We start from the raw sequence: 20,940 nt of genomic DNA, 5'->3' as shown, positions 1-20,940 counted from the left end.
CTATTTGTGGAAATCGGCGGCTAAGTATCGAGTGGAATCGTGCGGCACTCTCTTCCGGCAGATCCGGCGAAAGCGACCGACCGCTTGCTGCGATGCAATAATTACCGAATTGTGAAAACTGTTTTCGATCCTACGACCAATCGTCGCCTTGCAAAGGCTCAGATTCTTTGGTCAAGCTGATTGCTCATACTTGACAAGCGTGCGAGAGATTTCGATGTCCTTCTGGGAAAAACTGTTGAATGCCATTGGCACTACCGCGGGCAATGCGCTTTCCGCGGTCGTCGAGGCGATCCGAACGGTTTTCGAAGGAGATCCCGAAACCCGGCGCAAAGTGGCGTTTTCCGTGGCGATCATTGCGCTTTCGGCCAAGATGGCCAAGGCCGACGGCGTCGTCAGCGAGAAAGAGGTCGAGGCCTTCCGCGAGATCTTCGAATTTCCCGAAGATCAGGCCAAGAATGTTGCCAGGCTCTATAATCTCGCACGCCAGGATGTCGCCGGCTACGAAGCTTATGCCGAGCGGCTTTCGACGCTCTGCGTTACCTGCGCGGCCAATTGCCCGGTGCTGGAAGACGTGCTCGACGGCCTGTTCCACATTGCCAAGGCCGATGGGCTGATTCACGAGAAGGAGCTGAATTTCCTCAGCCATATCGCCGAGATCTTCCAGATGAGCGAGACACGTTTCGAGCAGATCGCCGCTCGCCACGTCTCGTCCGGCGGCGATCCCTACAAGGTGCTCGGCGTGTCGCCTTCCGATGATTTTCCGACGATCCGCCGCCGTTACCGTGGCCTCGTCAGCGAGCACCACCCAGATCGACTGATCTCGCGCGGGGTGCCGAAGGAGTTTCATTTGATCGCCAATGAGCGCATGGCCGCGCTGAACGCAGCCTATGCGGCGATCGAGAAGGAACGCCGCGCCGCATGACCTCTTTCGAGGCCGATTACCGAGGCGCTTACGTGCGGCCGTCTCCCAACCACGGCGAGCGGGCGGACGGGCGCCGTCCCGATATGATCCTACTGCACTATACGGGTATGCCGACGGCCGATGGTGCGCTCGACTGGCTCTGTCGGGACGAGAGCCAGGTTTCCAGCCATTATTTCGTGCACGAGAATGGCCAGGTGATTCAGCTCGTGCCGGAGGCGCGGCGCGCCTGGCATGCGGGCAAGAGCAGCTGGCACGGCGAGAGCGATATCAATTCGCTGTCGATTGGCATCGAAATAGCCAATGCCGGTCATCCCGGCGGCCTTCCCGACTATCCGAAGGAGCAGATCGCAGCAGTCATCGAATTGTGTCGCGACTGTGTCAAACGTTGGTCGATTGCGCCGGAAAGAGTGCTCGGGCATTCCGATGTCGCGCCGATTCGCAAGGTGGATCCGGGGGAAAAATTCCCATGGGCCGAGCTTTACAGAGCAGGCGTCGGGCATTGGGTGGAGCCGGCGAGGATCACCGGTGGTCGCTTCTTCCAGCGTGGCGATGCCGGTCAGCCGGTGGAGGCGCTGCAGTCGATGCTGTCGCTCTATGGTTACGGCACTGAAATCACGGGCGAATTCTCCCAAAAGACGGCCGGCGACGTCGAAGCCTTCCAGCGACATTTCCGGCCCGAACGGGTGGACGGGATCGCCGATTTCTCGACAATCGACACGCTGCACCGGCTGCTGTCGGCGCTACCGCGTTACTCCTGATTCTCTGCAATTGCTGAAACACGAAATTTCGCATTGCAGCGCGAAATTCGGCCTGCCACATCATTTCCCTATTATCTCCTCATTGCGATGGTCTAAGAACGTCCGCCAAGCGGTGCTCGGGGTTGTTTTTCGAGTTAAACCACGGGCGATATGTGAAACGATAAGAATTACCGTGAATCCCGATCGGTCCTTGATCTGGTATTCATTATGACAGCGAGGCGCGCGTCCGGAAATTCTTTGGGTCGGAGTGTTCAAGACTACATGAGAAAACTGATTGTTGTTGCTGCAACATGCGTTGGCATGGTGCTGGCGGGAAATGGCTTTGCGTTTGCGAATGATTGGGGTGTGCGAGCCGATGCGCCGGTGAAGAAAGTCGAGCGTCCTTCGAAGAAGGCAGAGCGTCCGTTGAAGAAAGCGGAACGTTCGGTCAAGCCGGCGAGTCCGCTCAAGACGGCGGAACGCCCGCTGAAGACGGTCGAGCGCCAGAGCGGTTATCCCGTCGCCAATGTTTCCGGCAATTCCTATTCCGCGCTGATCAGCAAATATGCGAACCAATATGCTGTACCGGTTGCGCTTGCGACCGCGGTCATCCGCGTCGAAAGCAATTTCAATCCGAATGCACGCGGCAGCCACGGTGAAATCGGCCTGATGCAGATAAAGCCTGCAACGGCCCGCATGATGGGTTATTCCGGCAGCGCCAAGGGCCTGTTCGATCCGGAAACCAACATCAAGTACGGCATGAAATATCTGGCTGCTGCTCATGATCTCGGTGGTGGAGAGACCTGCAACACCATCCTCAAGTATAATGCCGGCCACGGCGCAACGCGCATGAACCCGGTCTCGAAGACCTATTGCGGTAAGGTCCTGGCAATGCTCGACTGAGCCGCCGAGCGGACCGGAGGAAAATCCTCCGCCGCTGTTTTTGCGATATGAATCGGCACGCGCGCCATGATATCTCAGCTCGAAACGAGGTGGGCCACCTCGAGATGAGGTGAGATATGGCAGTCGATTTCAGGTTCGTCGTCATCGGGCGCGGCATGATGGGGGCGGCGGCGGCACGGCACCTCTCCTCCATGGCCGACGGCATCGCGCTGATCGGCCCGCCGGAGCCCGAGGAGCGCAAGGTCCATCACGGCGTCTTTGCCAGCCATTATGACGAAGCACGCATTACCCGCACCTTCGACGGCAATCTTGCCTGGGGAACCTTCGCCGCGCGGGCGCTCGGGCGCTACCGCGACATCGAGGCGAAAAGCGGCATTTCCTTCTTTTCAGAAGTCGGCTGCCTTTTTGCCGGTCCTCCACCCAAGGACGAGCAGGACTTTCTTCCGAGGGCGCTGACCGTCAGCGGGACGCTCGGCAGCGATATCGAGATCGTCGCGCCGGCGGAGCTCGGGCAGCGTTTTCCCTATCTTACCGTCGGTCCTGATTTCAGTGGGTATTTCGAGCGCAAGCGCGCCGGGCACATCAATCCGCGGGCCCTAGTGTGCGCGCAAACCAAGCTTGCCGAGGAGGGCGGCGTCTCGCTGATCGACGCGACCGTGACATCGGTGCGCGATACAGGCTTCCATGTCGAGGTGACGGCCGGCGACAGAAGCTACAGCGCCGAGCGCGTGTTGGTCGCGGCCGGGGCTTTCAGCAATTTCCATGCCCTGCTGCCGCGTCCCGTCGATTTGAGAGTGATGGCGCGCACCGTTGTCTTCTACGAAATCGGCGAGCGCGAGATGGTGGTTTTCGGCGACATGCCGTCGACCATCGTGCTTGGCGACCGGGAGGAGGACCACATCTATATCCTGCCGCCGGTGCGTTATCCCGACGGCAAGACCTATCTGAAGCTTGGCGGCGATACCGAAGCGCTTTCCTTCAGCCGGCTGGAAGAGGCCGGCACGTGGTTCCGTTCCGACGGCAGTGTGGCCGAGCGCGATCATCTCTCGCGCATCGCCCTGCAACTGATGCCGGAGCTTGCCGGCTGTCCGGCCACGTCGGCTCCGTGCGTGGCGAATTTCACGCCGACCGGTTATCCCTACGTCGGCTTCACGCCGTCGCCGCGGGTCGCAGTGCTGACCGGCGGCAATTTCGTCGCGGCCAAATCCTCCGATGAACTCGGGCGTCTCGGCGCCGTGCTTCTCAGGGAAGGGCGGCTCGGGGATGAGGATTTCGGCCGCGAGCTGACGCCAGTCTTCACTTGAGAGGAATATCATGGCAGTCGATTTCAAATATATCGTCGTCGGCCGCGGGCTGATGGGAGCCGCTGCCGCGCGGCATCTGGCGCGGCAGACGGATGGTGTCGCGGTGATCGGCCCGGACGAGCCTGGTGATCGCAAGGTGCATCAAGGCGTTTTCGCCAGCCATTACGACGAGGGGCGCATTACCCGCACCATCGATCCCGACCGCAACTGGGCGCTGCTCGCCAATCGCTCGATCGGTCGCTACCGGGAGATCGCGAACGAGAGCGGCATCGACTTCTATCGGGAGGCAGGCTGCGTCGTCGTCGCGCCTGATGGAAGCGATTATCTTGCAAGGACTCGGCAGGCCGCCGTTTCGCTCGGCGTCGAGACCAGGCTTCTGGACGTGGGCGGATTGAAGACTTCATTTCCCTTCTTTGCCTTTCCCGCCGGCAGTGCAGGTGTGTTCGAGGCGAGGGGCGCCGGACATATCAGTCCGCGCAAACTGGTGAATGCGCAATCACTGCTGGCAGAAAGGGCAGGCGCGACTGTCATCCGGGATCATGTGGTCTCGATCCGCGAGGAGGGCGGGCTGGCGACCGTCAAGACTGCCGGAGGCCTCACCTATCGCGGTGAAAAGGTGCTGCTGGCGGCGGGCGGATTTTCCATTGCCGAGAATCTGTTGCCACGGCCAGTTGCCATGACGGTTTATGGCCGGACCGTCACGCTATTCCAGGTCGGCGAGGCTGATGCGCTCCGCCTTGGAGCGATGCCGTCACTCATTCTCGACGTGCCCGGCATCCACATCTATCTGCTGCCGCCGATCCGTTATCCCGATGGCAAACTCTACCTGAAGATCGGCGGCGATCCCGACGATCTGATTTTACACAACGACATCGAGATGCGGGCCTGGTTCAGGACCGAAGGGCGCGAGAGCGTGCGCTCGCATCTGCAGCGCATCATCGCCGACCTCGTGCCTGATATGACGCCGCTGTCGATTTCGACGGCCGCCTGCGTCGTCTCGTTTACGGAAAGCAGCTATCCGATGATCGGCTATACCTCTTCGCCCAGGATTGCGGTGCTGACGGGCTGCGCCGGCACCTCGGCCAAGAGTTCGGACGAAATCGGCAGGCTCGGCGCGGAGCTGCTTTTGTCAGGCAGAATCAACGAACAGGGCTACTCCACGGATTTCACACCTAATTTCCGTTAAGCCTGTCCCCTATATTTCAGTAGCAATTACGGGCTCTCTCGTTTATGGGAGCCCTGCCAGTTGGCCGGGCAGCCGCGCTTTACCAATGCCGAAAGGCGGTAAGGTGAGGAAAGTCCGGGCTCCACGGAAACACGGTGCCGGATAACGTCCGGCGAGGGCGACCTCAGGGAAAGTGCCACAGAAAGCAAACCGCCTGTCATGACAGGTAAGGGTGAAAGGGTGGGGTAAGAGCCCACCGCATCTCCGGCAACGGATATGGCACGGTAAACCCCACCGGGAGCAAGACCGAATAGGGATGACGCGGCGGGCCGAAAGGCTCTCCGGCCGGTTTCCAGGCCAGTCATCCGGGTGGGTTGCGTGAGGCAGCGTGCGAGCGCTGCCCCAGAGGAATGGCTGCCACGTTCCGGTTCACGCCGGAGCCATACAGAACCCGGCTTACAGGCCAACTGGCGATTAACATCCGTGCTACGGCAGGGCCGGGATTTCACCCTAAGCTGCTGAAACCAGCTGTTTTCAAACCAATATTAATGCACGTTATGGCTGTTTGCTTGTGTCACGCTACCATTGCGCGCCATGCTGAAAATGACGCCGCTAACCCTTTGTTAAACTTAACAGCTTATAAATGTTTGATCATGCGTCCGTTGCAAAACGGGCGTATCCCATTGACGCCCATATGGTCCCATGCTATCCCAAATGCGCACTGCATCAGGGCAATCATTTGCCCATTCATCGCAAAGCAAAGGCGTCTTCCTTTCCGGATGCGTCGGGTGGGATTTGGCTCATCCGGCTTGCGGAGCTGTGCCTGATATTGGGACTTTCGGGCGTCTTTTTGTCCGGCTCCCTGCGGAAACGGATGTTTCGAGTCATGAGCCGCTTCCTTTCGAACGCGACCAACAGGATCGACGCCAAGGGCAGGGTTTCCGTGCCTTCGGCATTCCGTTCCGTGCTGGCGCAGCGCAACGTCCAGGAGCTCTACTGTTTCCAGGACTTTGTGTTTCCGGCGATCAGCGTCGGCGGCCCGGATCTTCTCGAAAGATTCGAGCGGCAGATTGCTGCGGAAGATCCGTTTTCGCCGGACGCGAACGCGATGTCGCTTCTGATCCACGGAGGCGGGGTCTTCATGAAGCTCGATGCCGAGGGGCGGCTAATGGTCACGGATTTCATCCGCGACTTCACCGGCGTCTCGGACGAAGTGACCTTCGTCGGTCGGGCGGATCATTTTCAGCTCTGGCAGCCGCAGGTATTCTTGGCTGCGCAGTCGCAGGCACGAGGGGAGCGCAAGCTGGCGGGCAAGCGTTCCTGAAGGAACGAGGGAACGGAATGGTGACGAATCCTGGCGGAGGTTCAGCTGATGCCGGTGGCGGACCGGTTCGTCACATTCCTGTTCTTCTCAATGAAGTCCTCGCGGCGCTCTCGCCCGCACCCGGCAAGCTGATTCTCGACGGTACATTCGGCGCGGGTGGTTATAGCGCGGCCATTCTTGCGGCCGGCGCCGAGGTGATCGCGCTCGATCGCGATCCCAGCGCAATTGCCGCAGGCCAGGCCATGGTTGCCGCCCATGCCGGTCGTCTCACGCTCATTCACTCGCAGTTCTCGAATCTCGCCGATCATGCGCCGCGGGGCGGGCTCGACGGCGTCGTGCTCGATATCGGCGTCTCTTCCATGCAGATCGATGAGCCCGAGCGCGGCTTCTCCTTCCAGAAGAGCGGGCCGCTCGACATGCGCATGTCGGCAACAGGTGTTTCGGCCGCCGATGTCGTCAATCGCGCCAAGGTCGCGGATCTGATCCGCATCTTCCATTTTCTCGGTGAGGAAAACCAGGCGCCGCGAATCGCACATGCGATTGAGAAGCGGCGCGAGGAAAAGCCCTTCGAAACGACCCGCGATCTTGCCGGCCTCATCGAGCTGGTCACCCCGCGCAAGATGAAGGACAAGATCCATCCCGCGACGCGCGTCTTCCAGGCCTTGCGCATTTTCGTCAATGACGAACTCGGGGAACTGGCGCAGGCATTGTTTGCGGCGGAACGAGCTCTGAAGCCCGGCGGCCGGCTCGTCGTCGTGACCTTTCATTCGCTTGAAGACCGCATCGTCAAGAAATTCTTCTCCGACCGCGCCGGCAAGGCGACGGGCTCGCGGCACCTGCCGGCCGCACATGAGCGGGCGGCGACCTTCACGGCGATCGGCAAGCCGATGGTTTCGGCGAGCGAGGCGGAGGCCGAAGCCAATCCGCGCGCCCGCTCCGCCAAGCTGCGCGCAGGCCTGCGGACGGAGGCGGCCGCCGAGGCGGCGGATATGTCGCTCTTCGGGTTTCCCAATCTTGCCTCTCTCGGAAAGCTCGGAGGTTGATATGCTGAAAACGTTCGATCTCGTGCTCATCGGCGTCATGACGGCGACTGCCGCCGTCACCTACACGATCAAGCATCGCGCCGAATTGAAGCTCGAGGAGGTTCATCGCCTCGAAGCCGAGATCAAACTCGAGAAGGACACAATCGATCTTCTCAAGGCCGATTGGGCGCTGCAATCGCAGCCGAACCGGCTGGAGCGGCTGGTCAACGCCTACAATGCGGAATTGCAGCTGCAGCCGACGGATTCGACGGCGCTCGTGCATGCGAAGGAGCTGCCGATGCTGAAATCCGAGGTTCCGGTACCCGACGTAACGGAGGCCAAAGCCGGTGCCAAGGGTGCGACCGTGGCCAGCGCCAAAGGCGCGACCGGCAAAGCGCAGCCCCCGCCGATGCCCGTGCCACGCGGCGCGGCACAGCAGCGCGACGCTGTCGAGCAGCGTGGTGTGGTGGCGGATGAAGCAGACGAGATCGAAACGGGGTCGGTGGAATAATGTCGTTTCTTTCCCGCATCATGGTCCTGAAGAGCCAGGCGCATTTCTCCGCCGGCGTCTATAACCGCTTCGGCGGCCCTTCTGCCGGCGTGGCCATCGAGGGGTCGCGCAAGAAGAAGACGGGGCAGGCAAAAAGCCGCGTAGGGCTGCTGATCCTTGGCTTCATGGGTGTCTATGTCGTCATCGGTGGCCGTCTGGTCGAATATGCCATGAAGGATCAGGAGGTCGTCTCCAGCATCCTGCCGCCCGACCGGCTGATGGCCTCGCGGCCCGACATTCTCGATCGCAACGGCGAGGTGCTGGCGACCGACATCCGAACGGTCTCGCTGTTTGCCGAGCCGAACAAGATCGTTGACGTCGACGAGGCGGTGGAGAAGCTTGCAACTGTTCTGCCGGAGCTCGACGTCAAGGACACCTACAAGAAGCTTTCCGTCAAGAGCTCGCATTTCGCCTGGCTGCGCCGGCAGCTGACGCCGAAGCAGCAGAGCCAGATCCTGGCGCTCGGCATTCCCGGCATCGGCTTCCGGCCGGAGAAGCGCCGCTTCTATCCCGGCGGCTCGACCGCGGCGCACATCCTCGGCTATGTCAACATCGACAACCGCGGCGTGGCCGGCATGGAGAAGTTTATCGACGACCAAGGGCTCGCCGATCTCGCCTCGGTCGGGATGACGAGCGACCAGCCGCTGGAGCCGGTGCGGCTGTCGATCGACCTGCGCGTGCAGAACATCGTTCGCGATGCGGTTGTTAACGCCGTCAACAATTTCCAGTCCAAGGGGGCCGGCGCGGCTGTTATCGACGTGCACACCGGGGAAGTGCTCGGCATGGCATCGGCCCCCGACTTCGATCCGAACAATCCGCAGGAGGGCGCCAAGGAAGGCTGGCTCAACCGGATGACGAATGGCACCTTCGAAATGGGGTCGACGTTCAAGACCTTCTCGCTGGCGATGGCGCTCGACAGCGGTAAGGTGAAGATGTCGGACACATTCGACGCCAGCAAGCCGATCTATATCGGCGGCTTCACCATCCATGACTTTCACGGGCAGCGCCGCTGGCTGACTGTTCCCGAAATCTTCCAGTATTCCTCGAACATCGGCACGGCACGCGTGATCGATCTCGTCGGCATCGACTCGCAGAAGGATTATCTGACCAAACTCGGCCTGTTGACGAAGATGCAGACCGAGTTGCCGGAAGTGAAGATGCCGAGCCAGCCGCGTGTCTGGAAGAAAATCAATTCGATCACGATTTCCTTCGGTCACGGTGTTTCGACGACCGCGCTGCAGACGGGCGTGGCGGCGGCTGCTCTGGTGAACGGCGGCAAACTGATCGAGCCGACATTCCTGCCGCGCACCCGCGAAGAGGCCGATCAGATCGCCAAGCAGGTGCTCAAGAAGTCGACCAGCGACGAAGTGCGCTACCTTCTGGATTTCAATGGCTACAAGGGGTCGGGGCGCGTCGCCCGCGTGCCGGGCTTTGCCGTCGGCAGCAAGACCGGTACGGCGGACAAGGTGGTGAACGGGCGTTATTCCTCGACGCTCAACTTCAACTCCTTCATCTCCGCCTTCCCGATCGATAATCCCCAATATGTCGTCATCACCTTCTGCGACGAGCCGAAAACAGGCGAAAAGCAATATGGTGGAACGATCTCCGCTGGTACTGCCGGCCCGATCGCTCGTGAGATCATCCGCCGCGCGGCTCCCATTCTCGGCATCGAGCCGAAATTTGGGGAGGGCGGTTCGGCCTTGCTGGTGTCTTATTGAGTGTGAATGAATACCGACGCCGATTCGCGAGGGGTGAACCGGCTTCAAGAGAGAAAAGTGCGTTCGATGAAATTGCGAGACCTGGCCGGAGATCAGTTTCCGGAACTTGAAGCACAGCTCGAAGGCCCGGCAGGCTTGCTTGATATCTCAGGCCTGTCTTCGGATAGCCGCAAGGTGGAACCGGGCATTGCTTTTGTCGCCGTCGCCGGCACCAAGGCGGATGGCGCGGGCTTCATCGCGGATGCCGCCGGCCGCGGGGCCGCCGTCGCGATCACCTCCCAGGCTGTCGATGCTCCCATCCCGGTGCTTGCGGTCAAAGAACCGCGCCGCTTTCTTTCCATCGCCGCCGCCCGCTTTTACGGCAGGCAGCCTGAAACCATGGTCGCCGTCACCGGCACGGCAGGCAAGACTTCGGTCGCCTCTTTTACCCGCCAGATCTGGGCACATGCCGGTCATGCAGCCGCGATGATCGGCACAACAGGTGTCGTTTCGCCGACGCGCAATGAATATGGCGCGCTGACGACGCCGGATCCGGTGTCGTTGCACAAACTGCTGGCCGAGCTCGCCGACGAGGGTGTTACGCATGCGTCGATGGAGGCTTCCAGTCACGGCCTCGACCAGTGCCGTCTCGACGGTGTCAGGCTCGCCGCTGCAGCCTTCACCAATCTCGGCCGCGATCACATGGATTATCATCCCACGATCGAGGCCTACATGTCCGCCAAGATGCGGCTGTTCGATACGCTGCTGCCGAAGGGTGCGCCGGCGGTCGTCTTCGCGGACGATGCGTGGTCGGCACAGGCCGTCAAGGTGGCTGCCGATGCCGGTCATGACGTCCGCACCGTCGGGCGCAAGGGTCAATATCTGTCACTGAAACGCGTCGAGCATTTCCGCCACAAGCAGACGGCCGAGATCCATATCGGTGACGAGATCTTCGAGGTGGATATTCCACTGGCCGGCGATTTCCAGGTCGCCAATGCGCTGGTCGCGGCAGGCCTTGCCATGTCCACTGGGGTCGAGCCGAAGGTCGCGATGGCGGCGCTTGAAAAACTGGTCGGCGCGTCCGGCCGCCTCGAACTGGTCGGCCATACCAAAGATGGTGCACTCGCTTATGTCGATTATGCCCACAAACCGGATGCGTTGGAAAATGTGCTGAATTCGGTGAGGCCCTTCACCACCGGCCGCGTCATCGTCGTCTTCGGCTGCGGCGGCGACCGCGACCGCGGCAAGCGGCCGATCATGGGTGAAATCGCCTGCCGCCTTGCCGATGTCGTGATCGTCACCGACGATAATCCGCGTTCGGAGGAGCCGGCTGCGATCCGGGCCGAGATCATGGCGGCAGCAGGTTGCGCCTCCGAGATCGGCGATCGCGCCACGGCTATCCGTGAGGCGGTTGGCATGCTGAAATCCGGCGATACGCTGATCGTCGCCGGCAAGGGGCACGAGGAAGGGCAGACGATCGGGAGCGTCACACTGCCGTTCTCCGATCATGCGGAGGTGCGCAAGGCCTTGGAGGAACTGAAATCTTGAGCTGGCTCTGGACGACCGAGGACATGATTGCAGCAATGGCGGGGCGCCCTTTCGGCACTTTGCCCGAAGGCATCACCGGCATTTCCATCGACAGCCGCTCGATTACATCAGGCGAAGCGTTCTTCGCCATCAAGGGTGACCGTGTCGACGGTCACGACTATGCGTCGATGGCGATGGCGAACGGCGCTTCGCTTCTCGTCGTCAGCGAGGCGAGGCTTCCTGCCCTCGGCCGCCTGACGGTACCGATGATCGTCGTCGACGACGTGCTGGCGGCACTCGGGCGTCTGGGGCAGGCTTCTCGCGAGCGCTCGCGGGCAAAGATCATCGCCGTCACCGGTTCCGTCGGCAAGACGACCACCAAGGAGATGCTGCGGCACGTGCTGTCGCCATCGGGCAAGGTGCACGCCTCCGTCGCTTCCTTCAACAATCACTGGGGCGTGCCGCTGACACTGGCGCGGATGCCTGATGACACGGATTACGGCGTCTTCGAAGTCGGAATGAATCATCCCGGCGAGATCCGACCGCTGGTGGCCATGATCCGTCCCGATGTCGCCGTCATCACGACGATCGCACCGGCGCATCTCGGCAATTTCAAGAGCATAAAGGAGATCGCTGCCGCGAAAGCAGAGATCTTCGAGGGGCTCGAGCCCGGCGGCCATGTTGTGCTCAACCGGGACAATGACCAGTTCAATTTCCTCGATCGAACGGCGCAGTCGCTCGGCATCGAGCATATTCATTCCTTCGGCCAGCATGCCAAGGCGGAATTCCGGCTCGCGGAATTCAACGGTGCGGACGAGAATTCGACACTATGGCTGACGATCGGCGGGGAGACGCTGGAGGTGGCGATCGGTGCGCCGGGCCGCCATATTGCCGAAAATGCGCTCGCTGCCCTCGGTGTCGTCACGATCGTCGGCGCCGATCTGGACAAGGCGATTGCGGCACTTGCGACGCTGAAGCCGGAAAAGGGCAGGGGCAAACGCCACCGGCTGTCGATCGGCGGCGGTAACGGCAGCTTCACCCTGATCGACGAGAGCTACAATGCCAATCCCGCCTCTATGCGCGCGGCGATCGCGTTGCTCGCAGCCGCCGAGCCGACTGGGCGCGGACGTCGTATCGCCGTGCTTGGAGACATGCTCGAGATGGGCGAGTATGCCGAAAAGGTCCACAGCGATCTTGCCGGACCGCTGCTTGCGGCCGGCATCGAACATGTCTGGCTCGCAGGCGCCGAAATGGCTGCGCTGAAGGAATCACTGCCGGAAAGCGTCCAGGTCCAGTATTGCGAAAAGACGGACGAAATGACGGACTATGTCTTGAATTCGGTCGCACCGGGCGACGTGTTGATGGTGAAATCGTCTCTGGGCATTGGTTTCGGCAAGATCGTCGCCGCGCTCCTTGACAAGTTCCCGGCATTTGCCGACACGCAACGCGAACTTTGATCGGGTAAACAAGGGGCCCTGAATGCTGATCTGGCTTGTCGAACTGTCGGAATATTTCAAATTTCTGAATCTGTTCAGATATATCACTTTCCGCACAGGGGCCGCTCTCTTCACCTCCGCATTGATCGTCTTCCTGTTTGGGCCGACGATCATCAATTCGCTGCGCATCCGCCAGGGCAAGGGCCAACCGATCCGCGCCGACGGGCCGCAGACGCATTTCAAGAAGGCCGGAACGCCGACTATGGGCGGGCTGATGATCCTGGCCGGCATCGTCGGCGCGTCGCTGCTCTGGGCCGATCTTTCCAACGTCTACGTCGTCGCGACATTGCTGGTGACGCTGGGCTTCGGCGCAATCGGCTTCTATGACGATTATCTCAAGGTGACCAAGCAGAGTCACAAGGGCTTCTCCGGCAAGGCGCGCCTCGGCATCGAGTTCGTCATTGCCGGTATCGCGGTCTATTTCATGATGCGCACGGCCCTTGCCTCCGGGGCGGCGGGCTCGACCTTTGGCTCTTCAATCGCCTTTCCATTCTTCAAGGACTTCCTGATCAATCTCGGCATCATGTTCGTCGTCTTCGGCGGATTCGTTATCGTCGGTGCCGGCAATGCAGTGAACCTGACTGACGGCCTCGATGGTCTCGCCATCGTGCCTGTGATGATCGCCGCCGCCTCTTTCGGCGTCATCGCCTATCTCGCCGGCAACGTCGTGTTTGCGAACTACCTGCAGATCAATTTCGTGCCTGGCACCGGCGAGCTTGCCGTCGTGCTCGGCGCCGTCATCGGCGCCGGCCTCGGCTTCCTTTGGTTCAACGCGCCTCCCGCCGCCATCTTCATGGGCGATACGGGCTCGCTTGCGCTCGGCGGCACCATCGGCACCGTTGCCGTCGCCACCAAACATGAGATCGTCATGGCAATCATCGGCGGTCTTTTCGTCATGGAGACGCTGTCGGTCATCATCCAGGTGGGCTTTTTCAAGATGACCGGCCGGCGCGTCTTCCTAATGGCGCCGATCCATCATCACTTCGAGAAGAAGGGCTGGACCGAGAGCCAGGTGGTGATCCGTTTCTGGATCATTGCCGTCGGCCTCGCTCTGCTCGGCCTCTCGACGCTGAAACTCCGGTGAGGCGGCGATGATCCCGGTCACGACGCTCAAGGACAAGAAGGTCGCGCTCTTCGGACTCGGCGGCTCCGGTTTTGCCACTGCCCGCGCGCTGGTCGCCGGCGGCGCCGAGGTGACGGCCTGGGACGACAATCCCGACAGCGTCGCCAAGGCCTCGGCGGAAGGCATCCGGACGGAGGATCTGCACAATATCGACTGGAGCCAGCAGGCGCTGTTCGTGCTGTCGCCCGGCGTGCCACTCACCCATCCGAAGCCGCACTGGACAGTGGACCTTGCGCGGGCGGCCGGCGTCGACATCGTCGGCGACGTCGAGCTCTTCGTGCGCGAGCGCCGCGCCCATGCGCCGGATTGCCCCTTCATCGCCATAACAGGCACCAACGGCAAATCGACGACGACGGCGCTGATCGCCCACATACTGAAATCCGCAGGCTACGACACCCAGCTTGGCGGCAATATCGGCACGGCGGTGCTGACGCTCGATCCGCCGAAGGCGGGACGTTTTTACGTCGTCGAATGCTCTTCCTACCAGATCGATCTGGCGCCGACGCTGAACCCTTCCGCGGGCATCCTGCTCAATCTGACGCCCGATCATCTCGATCGTCACGGCACGATGCAGCACTACGCCGACGTTAAGGAACGCCTGGTTGCGGGCAGCGATGTCGCGATTGTTGGCATCGACGACAGCCATTCGGCATTGATCGTGGACCGCATCGAGCGGGCTAATGTCAAAGTGGTCCGCATCTCGCGCCGGAGTGTGGTGGCTGACGGTATTTATGCCGAGGGCACCAAGCTCGTTCAGGCCGCTGGCGGCGCTATGCTGCCTTTCGCCGATCTCGACGGCATCCAGACGCTGCGTGGCAGCCACAATGCACAGAATGCCGCCGCGGCGGTTGCCGCCTGCCTTGCCATCGGGGTTTCCCACGACGCCATCCGCGCCGGCCTCGCCTCCTTCCCCGGCCTTAAGCATCGCATGCAGCCTGTGGGCAAACGAGGCCGCGTCGTCTTCGTCAACGATTCGAAGGCGACGAATGCCGATGCGGCCGCACCGGCGCTTTCAAGCTACGATCGCATCTACTGGATTGCCGGCGGCTTGCCGAAGGCGGGCGGCATCACGACGCTGGCGCCCTATTTCCCGCGTATCGCCAAGGCCTATCTGATCGGCGAGGCGGCGGCGGAGTTCGCTGCCACCCTCGGCGAGGCCGTGCCCTACGAAATCTCCGGCACGCTGGAGCGCGCAGTCGTACATGCGGCGGCCGATGCGGAGCGCGACGAAGCTGCTGCTTCCGCCGTGATGCTATCCCCGGCTTGCGCAAGCTTCGACCAGTATAAGAATTTCGAAGTCAGGGGCGATGCCTTCGTCAGCCATGTGGCCGCCCTTGACGGAATGACGATGCTGATCGATCCGGCAATAGGAGAGAAATGACATGGTAAGCCGCGCGGAACGTGGGCCTCTGGCCGATTGGTTCTGGACCATCGACCGCTTCTTCCTGGCGATGTTCATCTTCCTGATGGGCATCGGCTTCATGCTGTCGTTTGCGGCATCTCCAGCTGTTGCCGAGCGCATCGGGCTCGAACCCTTCCACTTCGTCAAGCGTCATGCGGCCTTCATGATCCCCTCGATCGCCGTCATGCTCGGGCTGTCCTTCCTGACGCCGCGCCAGGTGCGGCGAACCGCAATCCTGCTTTTGATCATCTCGCTTGCGATGATGGTGCTGGTGCTGTTCGTCGGGCAGGAGGTCAAGGGCGGCAGGCGCTGGATCTGGATCGCCGGCCTTTCGATCCAGCCGTCGGAATTCATGAAGCCCGCTTTCGTCGTCGTCTGCGCCTGGCTGTTTGCCGAGCATGCGCGTCAGCCTGAAATCCCCGGCAATCTCTTTGCCATTATCTTGTTCGGCATTGTCGCCGCGCTGCTCGTTGCGCAGCCCGACCTCGGCCAGACCATCCTGACGACCGCCGTCTGGGGTGGCATGTTCTTCATGGCCGGCATGCCGTGGATCTGGATCATGCTGCTCGGCATCGGCGGCGCCGGCGGTCTGCTCGGCGCCTACTACGTCTTTCCGCACGTTGCGCTGCGCATAGACAAGTTCATGACCGGCGAGGGCGACACGTTCCAGATCGACACGGCCCGCGAGGCGATCATCCGCGGCAGCTGGTTTGGTCAAGGACCGGGCGAGGGCATTGTGAAGCGCATCATCCCGGACGCGCATACCGACTTTATCTTCTCCGTCGCTGCCGAGGAATTCGGCATCGTCTTCTGCATGGCGCTCGTCGCGCTGTTTTCCGTGCTGGTGCTGCGCGGCCTGTCGCATGCCTATCGCGAGCGCAACGATTTCAACCGCTTCGCCGTCGCCGGTCTCGTGCTGCAGATGGGCATCCAGTCGATCATCAACATCGGCGTCAATCTCGAGCTGCTGCCGGCAAAGGGCATGACGCTGCCGCTTATCTCCTACGGCGGCTCGTCCATGGTGGCGATCTGCGTCACCGCCGGCTTTATTCTGGCGCTGACGCGCCATCGCCCGGAAAAACGTGCGCAGGACCGGAGCCTCTTCCGCGTCCCGCACGGAATGCCCGCGGAGTAGAGGTCATGAGCAAAGGCATCGTGCTGCTTGCCGCCGGGGGGACCGGCGGCCACGTGTTCCCGGCGGAGGCGCTGGCCTTCAAGCTGAAGGAGCGTGGTTATTCGGTGCATCTCGTCACCGACAGCCGAGCCGAACGTTATGCCGGCAAGTTCCCGGCCGAGCAGATCCATGTCGTGCCGTCGGCGACGATCGGCTCGAGGAACCCGGTCGCCGTCGCCCGCTCGCTGTGGACGCTGTGGAGCGGCATGCGAGCGGCCAAAAGGCTGATCCAGCGGCTGAAGCCGGTGATTGTCGTCGGCTTCGGCGGTTACCCTACCGTGCCGCCGCTGCTGGCCGCCACGCGGCTCGGCGTTGCCTCGATGCTGCATGAGCAGAATGCGGTCATGGGCCGGGCCAACAAGGCGCTGGCTCCGCGCGTCAAGGCGATTGCCGGCGGCTTTCTGCCGGAAAGCGGCGATGCTTTTTCCGAGAAGACGGTTGCAACAGGCAATCCCGTGCGCCCGGCGATCCTTGCCGCGGCCGAGCAGCCCTACCTGCCCTCGCATCCCGGCGAGCCGTTCAACCTTGTGGTCTTCGGCGGCAGCCAGGGCGCGCAGTATTTTTCCAAGGCCATGCCGACGGCGATCAGCCTGCTCGACGACGGCCTGCGCGCACGGCTCAGGGTGACTCAGCAAGTGCGCCCTGAGGATATGGAGATGGTCAGCGGCTGCGTCGCCAAGCTCGAGATGGGAGCCGAAATCGCACCATTTTTCAACGATATGGCGGAACGCCTTGCCCGGGCACATCTGGTGATCTGCCGCTCCGGCGCCTCCACGGTCTCGGAAATTTCCGTCATCGGACGCCCGGCCATTCTGGTGCCTTATCCGCATGCGCTCGACCATGATCAGGCGGCAAACGCCGCCGCGCTGGCTGCGACCGGCGGAGCGAAGGTGATCCCTCAGTCGGAGCTTTCGCCTGAACGCATCGCCTCTATACTAAGCCATGTGATGAACGATCCGGACAAGCTTTCGCACATGGCGGCGGTGGCCAAGCTCGCCGGTAAACCGGATGCGGCGAACTTGCTTGCCGACATGGTTGAGGCTATTGCCGCCGGCAAGACAGTCTCGGAATTCAAGAGGACACGCGCATGAAACTGCCGAAGGCGATCGGTCTCGTCCATTTCATCGGCATTGGCGGCATCGGCATGAGCGGCATTGCCGAAGTGCTGCACAATCTCGGCCACAAAGTGCAGGGATCGGATCAATCAGACAGCGCCAATGTGCAGCGCCTGCGCGACAAAGGCATTGAGGTCTTCGTCGGCCATCGCGCCGAAAATCTGGGCGATGCCGAAGTCGTCGTCGTTTCGACGGCGATCAAGAAGAGCAATCCGGAACTCATCGCCGCGCGTGAAAAGCTGCTGCCGGTGGTGCGCCGCGCCGAAATGCTTGCCGAGCTGATGCGCTTCCGCAATGCGATCGCCATCGGCGGCACGCACGGCAAGACGACGACCACCTCGCTGGTCGCCACCCTGCTCGAGGCTGGCGGGCTCGATCCGACAGTCATCAATGGCGGCATCATCAACGCCTACGGCACCAATGCCCGCATGGGCGAGGGCGAGTGGATGGTGGTCGAGGCCGACGAATCCGACGGCACCTTCCTGAAGCTGCCCGCCGATGTCGCTGTCATCACCAATATCGATCCCGAACATCTCGACCATTACGGCAGTTTCGACGCCGTGCGCGCCGCCTTCCGGCAGTTCGTCGAAAACGTGCCGTTCTACGGCTTCGGCGTCATGTGCCTTGATCATCCCGAGGTGCAGTCGCTGGTCGGCCGGATCGAGGACCGCAAGATCATCACCTATGGCGAGAACCCGCAGGCCGACGTGCGTTTCAAGAATGTGCGCATCGACGGCACGCGCTCGATTTTCGACGTCGAGATCCGCCGCCGCCGCACCGGCCAGAGGACCGAGCTCAAGGGGCTGGTCATGCCGATGCCCGGCCGCCACAATATATCGAACGCCACGGCGGCGATCGCGGTCGCCAACCGGCTCGGCATATCGAGCGAGGCTATCGCCAAGGGGCTTGCCTCCTTCGGCGGCGTCAAGCGCCGCTTCACGCTGACCGGCGAATGGAACGGCGTGCAGATCTTCGACGATTACGGCCACCATCCAGTCGAGATCAAGGCGGTGCTGAAGGCGGCCCGCGAGGCCTGCAAGGGGCGCATCATCGCCGTCCATCAGCCGCACCGTTACACGCGTCTCGCGAGCCTGTTCGAGGAATTCGCCGCCTGCTTCAACGACGCCGACAGCATCTTCCTTGCGCCCGTTTATGCGGCGGGCGAGGATGCGATCGAAGGTATCGACTCGATATCGCTCGTCTCGCGCATCAAATCCGGCGGCCATCGCGACGCCCGCTTCCTCGCTTCGGCGGAGCTTCTGCCGCAAATGGTTGCGGAGGTTGCAAAGCCTGGCGATTTCGTGGTTCTGTTGGGGGCTGGGAGCATCACATCATGGGCAGCAGCACTGCCCAAGCAACTGGAAGGCCTATCGGGAAAGTCCGCATGAAACAGGTGAATGGGGAAAAGCTTCTCGCGTCTCTCGGAGACGGTGTAAAGGATATCCGCGGCCGGATCACGCCGGATGCCCCCATGGATCGCGTCACCTGGTTCAGGGCCGGGGGTCTGGCCGAACTGATGTTCCAGCCGCATGACGTCGACGATCTCATTGCCTTCCTGAAGATATTGCCGGAAGAGGTGCCGCTGACGGTGGTCGGCGTTGGCTCCAATATCCTGGTGCGCGACGGCGGCATTCCCGGCGTGGTGCTGCGCCTGTCGGCCAAGGGCTTCGGCTTCGTCGAACTGGCCGGTGAAAACCGCATCCTTGCCGGCGCCATCTGCCCGGACAAGCATGTCGCGGCGATGGCGATGGACAATGGCATCGGCGGCTTTCATTTCTTCTATGGCATACCCGGCGGCATCGGCGGCGCGGCGCGCATGAATGCCGGCGCGAACGGCGTCGAGACGCGTGAGCGGCTGATCGAGGTTAACGCCATCGACCGCAAGGGCAACAAGCATGTGCTTTCCAATGCAGAGATGGGCTATTCCTACCGGCATTCAAAGGCACCCGCCGATCTGATCTTCACTTCGGTGCTGTTCGAGGGCTATCCGGAAGATCGCGCCCAGATTCGCGCCGAAATGGACGCTGTGCGCAATCACCGCGAGACGGTGCAGCCGGTGCGTGAGAAAACCGGCGGCTCGACCTTCAAGAACCCGCCGGGCCATTCGGCCTGGAAGCTGATCGATGAGGCAGGCTGCCGCGGCCTCGTGATCGGCGGCGCACAGATGTCGTCGCTTCACTGCAACTTCATGATCAACATGGGCCAGGCGACGGGCTACGATCTCGAATATCTCGGAGAGCAGGTGCGCCGTGAGGTCTTCGAGAAAGACGGCATCAAGCTCGAATGGGAAATCAAGCGCCTCGGCGTCTTCATGCCCGGCCGGGAAGTGCGCCCGTTCCAGGGCGTGACGAGCGAATAAGCTATTCTATTGCCTGTTTGAGGCCTTCGCGCGGGGTGACGACGGGTGACCAGCCGAGAACGTCGCGCGCTCGGGATATGTCGACCTGCAGCGAACCACAGAGGCGCTGATAGACGGCCTCCTTCCCGAGGGCCTTTGCCGCCATGTGCAGCAGTGCAGGCGGGAAGGGGACCAGCATCGGCTTGACGCCCAGCCTCGTGGCAATTCCCCTGATGAGATCAGGCGTCGAGAGGTCCTCGCCATCTCCAGCAAGGAAGGTCTCGCCCGCAGCGGCGGGATGGTCCATGCAGGCGATGATCAGATCGACGAGATTTTGCACTGCGACCAATGTGCGGCGGTTCTTTAGCGAAGCGAAGGGGAGCGGCAATTTCCTGCGGACAAGATTGACGAGCAGCGCGAAGTTGCCGCGTGCGCCGGGACCATAAACCAGCGGCGGGCGGATGATGACGAGTTCCATGCCGGTGCGCGCTGCGATTTCGCGCAGGCCGATTTCGCATTCCAGTTTCGAAATGCCGTAGGGATCGATTGGGTTCGGCCTGTCGTCGTGCCGGAACGGCCGGTCGGTCTCTTCTCCGTTGACCTTGATGGTGCTGATGAAGACGAACCTCTGCACGCCGGCGTGGGCGGCTTGTTCGGCGAGATTGAGCGCGGCGGCGGTGTTGACCCGGCGGAACTCCGCTAGCGGATCGGCTGCGCGGTCGTTCATGATGTGAACGCGGGCGGCGAGATGGACGATGACGTCGACGCCTTCAAGCGCGGCTGTCCAATCGGTTCCGTCGGTAATTTGAATCGGAAAATGCGCTACCTCAGGCGGAAAGGGAGAGGCCTGGGATCTCGTGGTCGCCACGAGCTCGCAAGTCTTGTCTATGTGCAGTCGTTTGACAAGCGGACTACCGACGAAGCCGGCTGCGCCGGTGACGAGGCATCGCATGATTTTCTCCCTGCTCACCCATGCGTCTTCGCTAGCCGGAAGTGATATCGGCATCAATAGAAAAGCGGTGACGCCCGCGCCGAGACCCTTTGCATTAATCAAATCGAGACGCTGGCCGCCGCCTCACTGTTGCCGGTATCCGGCTGAGAGATGACACCCGATTCAGTTGACTGATTCCATCGCGGCTGA

Annotated in this window: 18 protein-coding genes and 1 other RNA gene; 18 read left to right on the top strand and 1 reads right to left on the bottom strand. The window is 61.8% G+C overall.

Annotated elements, in window-relative coordinates; all coding sequences use genetic code 11:
- Positions 1 to 214 precede the first annotated feature (214 nt).
- The 18 genes from FHT70_RS13110 to murB all read left to right on the top strand — a co-directional run bounded on the left by FHT70_RS13110 (position 215) and on the right by murB (position 19,820).
- Positions 215 to 922, top strand: a complete 708-nt coding sequence (locus FHT70_RS13110; RefSeq protein ID WP_085778791.1) for a DnaJ family molecular chaperone — start codon at positions 215 to 217, stop codon at positions 920 to 922.
- Entirely contained in the window at positions 919 to 1,680 is a 762-nt protein-coding gene (locus tag FHT70_RS13105) for an N-acetylmuramoyl-L-alanine amidase (RefSeq protein ID WP_183701738.1), read from the top strand. Before FHT70_RS13110 ends, FHT70_RS13105 begins: the two co-directional genes overlap by 4 nt.
- Before the next feature lie 261 nt (positions 1,681 to 1,941).
- Entirely contained in the window at positions 1,942 to 2,562 is a 621-nt protein-coding gene (locus FHT70_RS13100) for a lytic transglycosylase domain-containing protein (protein WP_183701736.1), read from the top strand.
- Between the two features lie 116 nt (positions 2,563 to 2,678).
- Complete coding sequence (locus FHT70_RS13095; RefSeq protein ID WP_183701734.1) at positions 2,679 to 3,866, top strand: FAD-binding oxidoreductase; 1,188 nt, start codon at positions 2,679 to 2,681, stop codon at positions 3,864 to 3,866.
- 10 nt (positions 3,867 to 3,876) lie between these two features.
- A complete protein-coding gene (locus tag FHT70_RS13090; protein WP_183701732.1) occupies positions 3,877 to 5,052 on the top strand; it encodes an FAD-dependent oxidoreductase in 1,176 nt (391 codons plus the stop codon).
- A 56-nt stretch (positions 5,053 to 5,108) separates the two neighbouring features.
- Positions 5,109 to 5,506: RNase P RNA component class A (gene rnpB / locus FHT70_RS13085), an RNA gene on the top strand.
- Positions 5,507 to 5,917: 411 nt separating this feature from the next.
- Positions 5,918 to 6,355, top strand: a complete 438-nt coding sequence (mraZ, locus tag FHT70_RS13080; protein WP_246721827.1) for a division/cell wall cluster transcriptional repressor MraZ — start codon at positions 5,918 to 5,920, stop codon at positions 6,353 to 6,355.
- A 17-nt stretch (positions 6,356 to 6,372) separates the two neighbouring features.
- Positions 6,373 to 7,398 carry a 16S rRNA (cytosine(1402)-N(4))-methyltransferase RsmH gene (gene rsmH, locus FHT70_RS13075; protein ID WP_085778785.1) on the top strand — a complete coding sequence of 342 codons (1,026 nt, stop codon included), beginning with the start codon at positions 6,373 to 6,375 and terminating at the stop codon, positions 7,396 to 7,398.
- Between the two features lies 1 nt (position 7,399).
- Positions 7,400 to 7,888, top strand: coding sequence for a hypothetical protein (locus FHT70_RS13070; protein ID WP_085778784.1), 489 nt, complete (start codon positions 7,400 to 7,402; stop codon positions 7,886 to 7,888).
- Positions 7,888 to 9,645, top strand: a complete 1,758-nt coding sequence (locus tag FHT70_RS13065; RefSeq protein WP_085778783.1) for a penicillin-binding protein 2 — start codon at positions 7,888 to 7,890, stop codon at positions 9,643 to 9,645. Before FHT70_RS13070 ends, FHT70_RS13065 begins: the two co-directional genes overlap by 1 nt.
- 6 nt (positions 9,646 to 9,651) lie before the next feature.
- Positions 9,652 to 11,172: a UDP-N-acetylmuramoyl-L-alanyl-D-glutamate--2,6-diaminopimelate ligase gene (locus tag FHT70_RS13060; RefSeq protein WP_183701728.1), complete on the top strand. Its 1,521-nt coding sequence runs from the start codon at positions 9,652 to 9,654 to the stop codon at positions 11,170 to 11,172.
- Complete coding sequence (locus FHT70_RS13055; protein WP_183701725.1) at positions 11,169 to 12,608, top strand: UDP-N-acetylmuramoylalanyl-D-glutamyl-2,6-diaminopimelate--D-alanyl-D-alanine ligase; 1,440 nt, start codon at positions 11,169 to 11,171, stop codon at positions 12,606 to 12,608. Before FHT70_RS13060 ends, FHT70_RS13055 begins: the two co-directional genes overlap by 4 nt.
- A 22-nt stretch (positions 12,609 to 12,630) precedes the next feature.
- Positions 12,631 to 13,731: a phospho-N-acetylmuramoyl-pentapeptide-transferase gene (mraY, locus tag FHT70_RS13050; protein WP_085778781.1), complete on the top strand. Its 1,101-nt coding sequence runs from the start codon at positions 12,631 to 12,633 to the stop codon at positions 13,729 to 13,731.
- A 7-nt stretch (positions 13,732 to 13,738) separates the two neighbouring features.
- Complete coding sequence (gene murD, locus FHT70_RS13045) at positions 13,739 to 15,151, top strand: UDP-N-acetylmuramoyl-L-alanine--D-glutamate ligase (RefSeq protein WP_183701722.1); 1,413 nt, start codon at positions 13,739 to 13,741, stop codon at positions 15,149 to 15,151.
- A gap of 1 nt (position 15,152) precedes the next feature.
- Positions 15,153 to 16,307 carry a putative lipid II flippase FtsW gene (gene ftsW, locus FHT70_RS13040; protein WP_085778779.1) on the top strand — a complete coding sequence of 385 codons (1,155 nt, stop codon included), beginning with the start codon at positions 15,153 to 15,155 and terminating at the stop codon, positions 16,305 to 16,307.
- Between the two features lie 5 nt (positions 16,308 to 16,312).
- Positions 16,313 to 17,437, top strand: coding sequence for an undecaprenyldiphospho-muramoylpentapeptide beta-N-acetylglucosaminyltransferase (gene murG, locus FHT70_RS13035; protein WP_183701719.1), 1,125 nt, complete (start codon positions 16,313 to 16,315; stop codon positions 17,435 to 17,437).
- Positions 17,434 to 18,849: a UDP-N-acetylmuramate--L-alanine ligase gene (murC, locus tag FHT70_RS13030; RefSeq protein WP_183701716.1), complete on the top strand. Its 1,416-nt coding sequence runs from the start codon at positions 17,434 to 17,436 to the stop codon at positions 18,847 to 18,849. Before murG ends, murC begins: the two co-directional genes overlap by 4 nt.
- Positions 18,846 to 19,820 (top strand): UDP-N-acetylmuramate dehydrogenase, encoded by a 975-nt coding sequence (gene murB, locus FHT70_RS13025; protein WP_183701713.1) that lies wholly within the window; start codon positions 18,846 to 18,848, stop codon positions 19,818 to 19,820. The genes murC and murB overlap by 4 nt, the downstream gene beginning before the upstream one ends.
- 1 nt (position 19,821) lies before the next feature.
- On the opposite strand, the gene FHT70_RS13020 is transcribed toward murB, so the two are convergent.
- Positions 19,822 to 20,751, bottom strand: a complete 930-nt coding sequence (locus FHT70_RS13020; RefSeq protein ID WP_183701710.1) for an SDR family oxidoreductase — start codon at positions 20,749 to 20,751, stop codon at positions 19,822 to 19,824.
- Between the last annotated feature and the right edge of the window lie 189 nt (positions 20,752 to 20,940).

It is taken from the genome of Rhizobium sp. BK049, assembly GCF_014193135.1.
Classification (GTDB): Bacteria; Pseudomonadota; Alphaproteobacteria; order Rhizobiales; family Rhizobiaceae; genus Rhizobium.
Note: the sequence above shows the minus strand (reverse complement) of the source record. Positions and strands in the feature narration are given on the sequence as shown.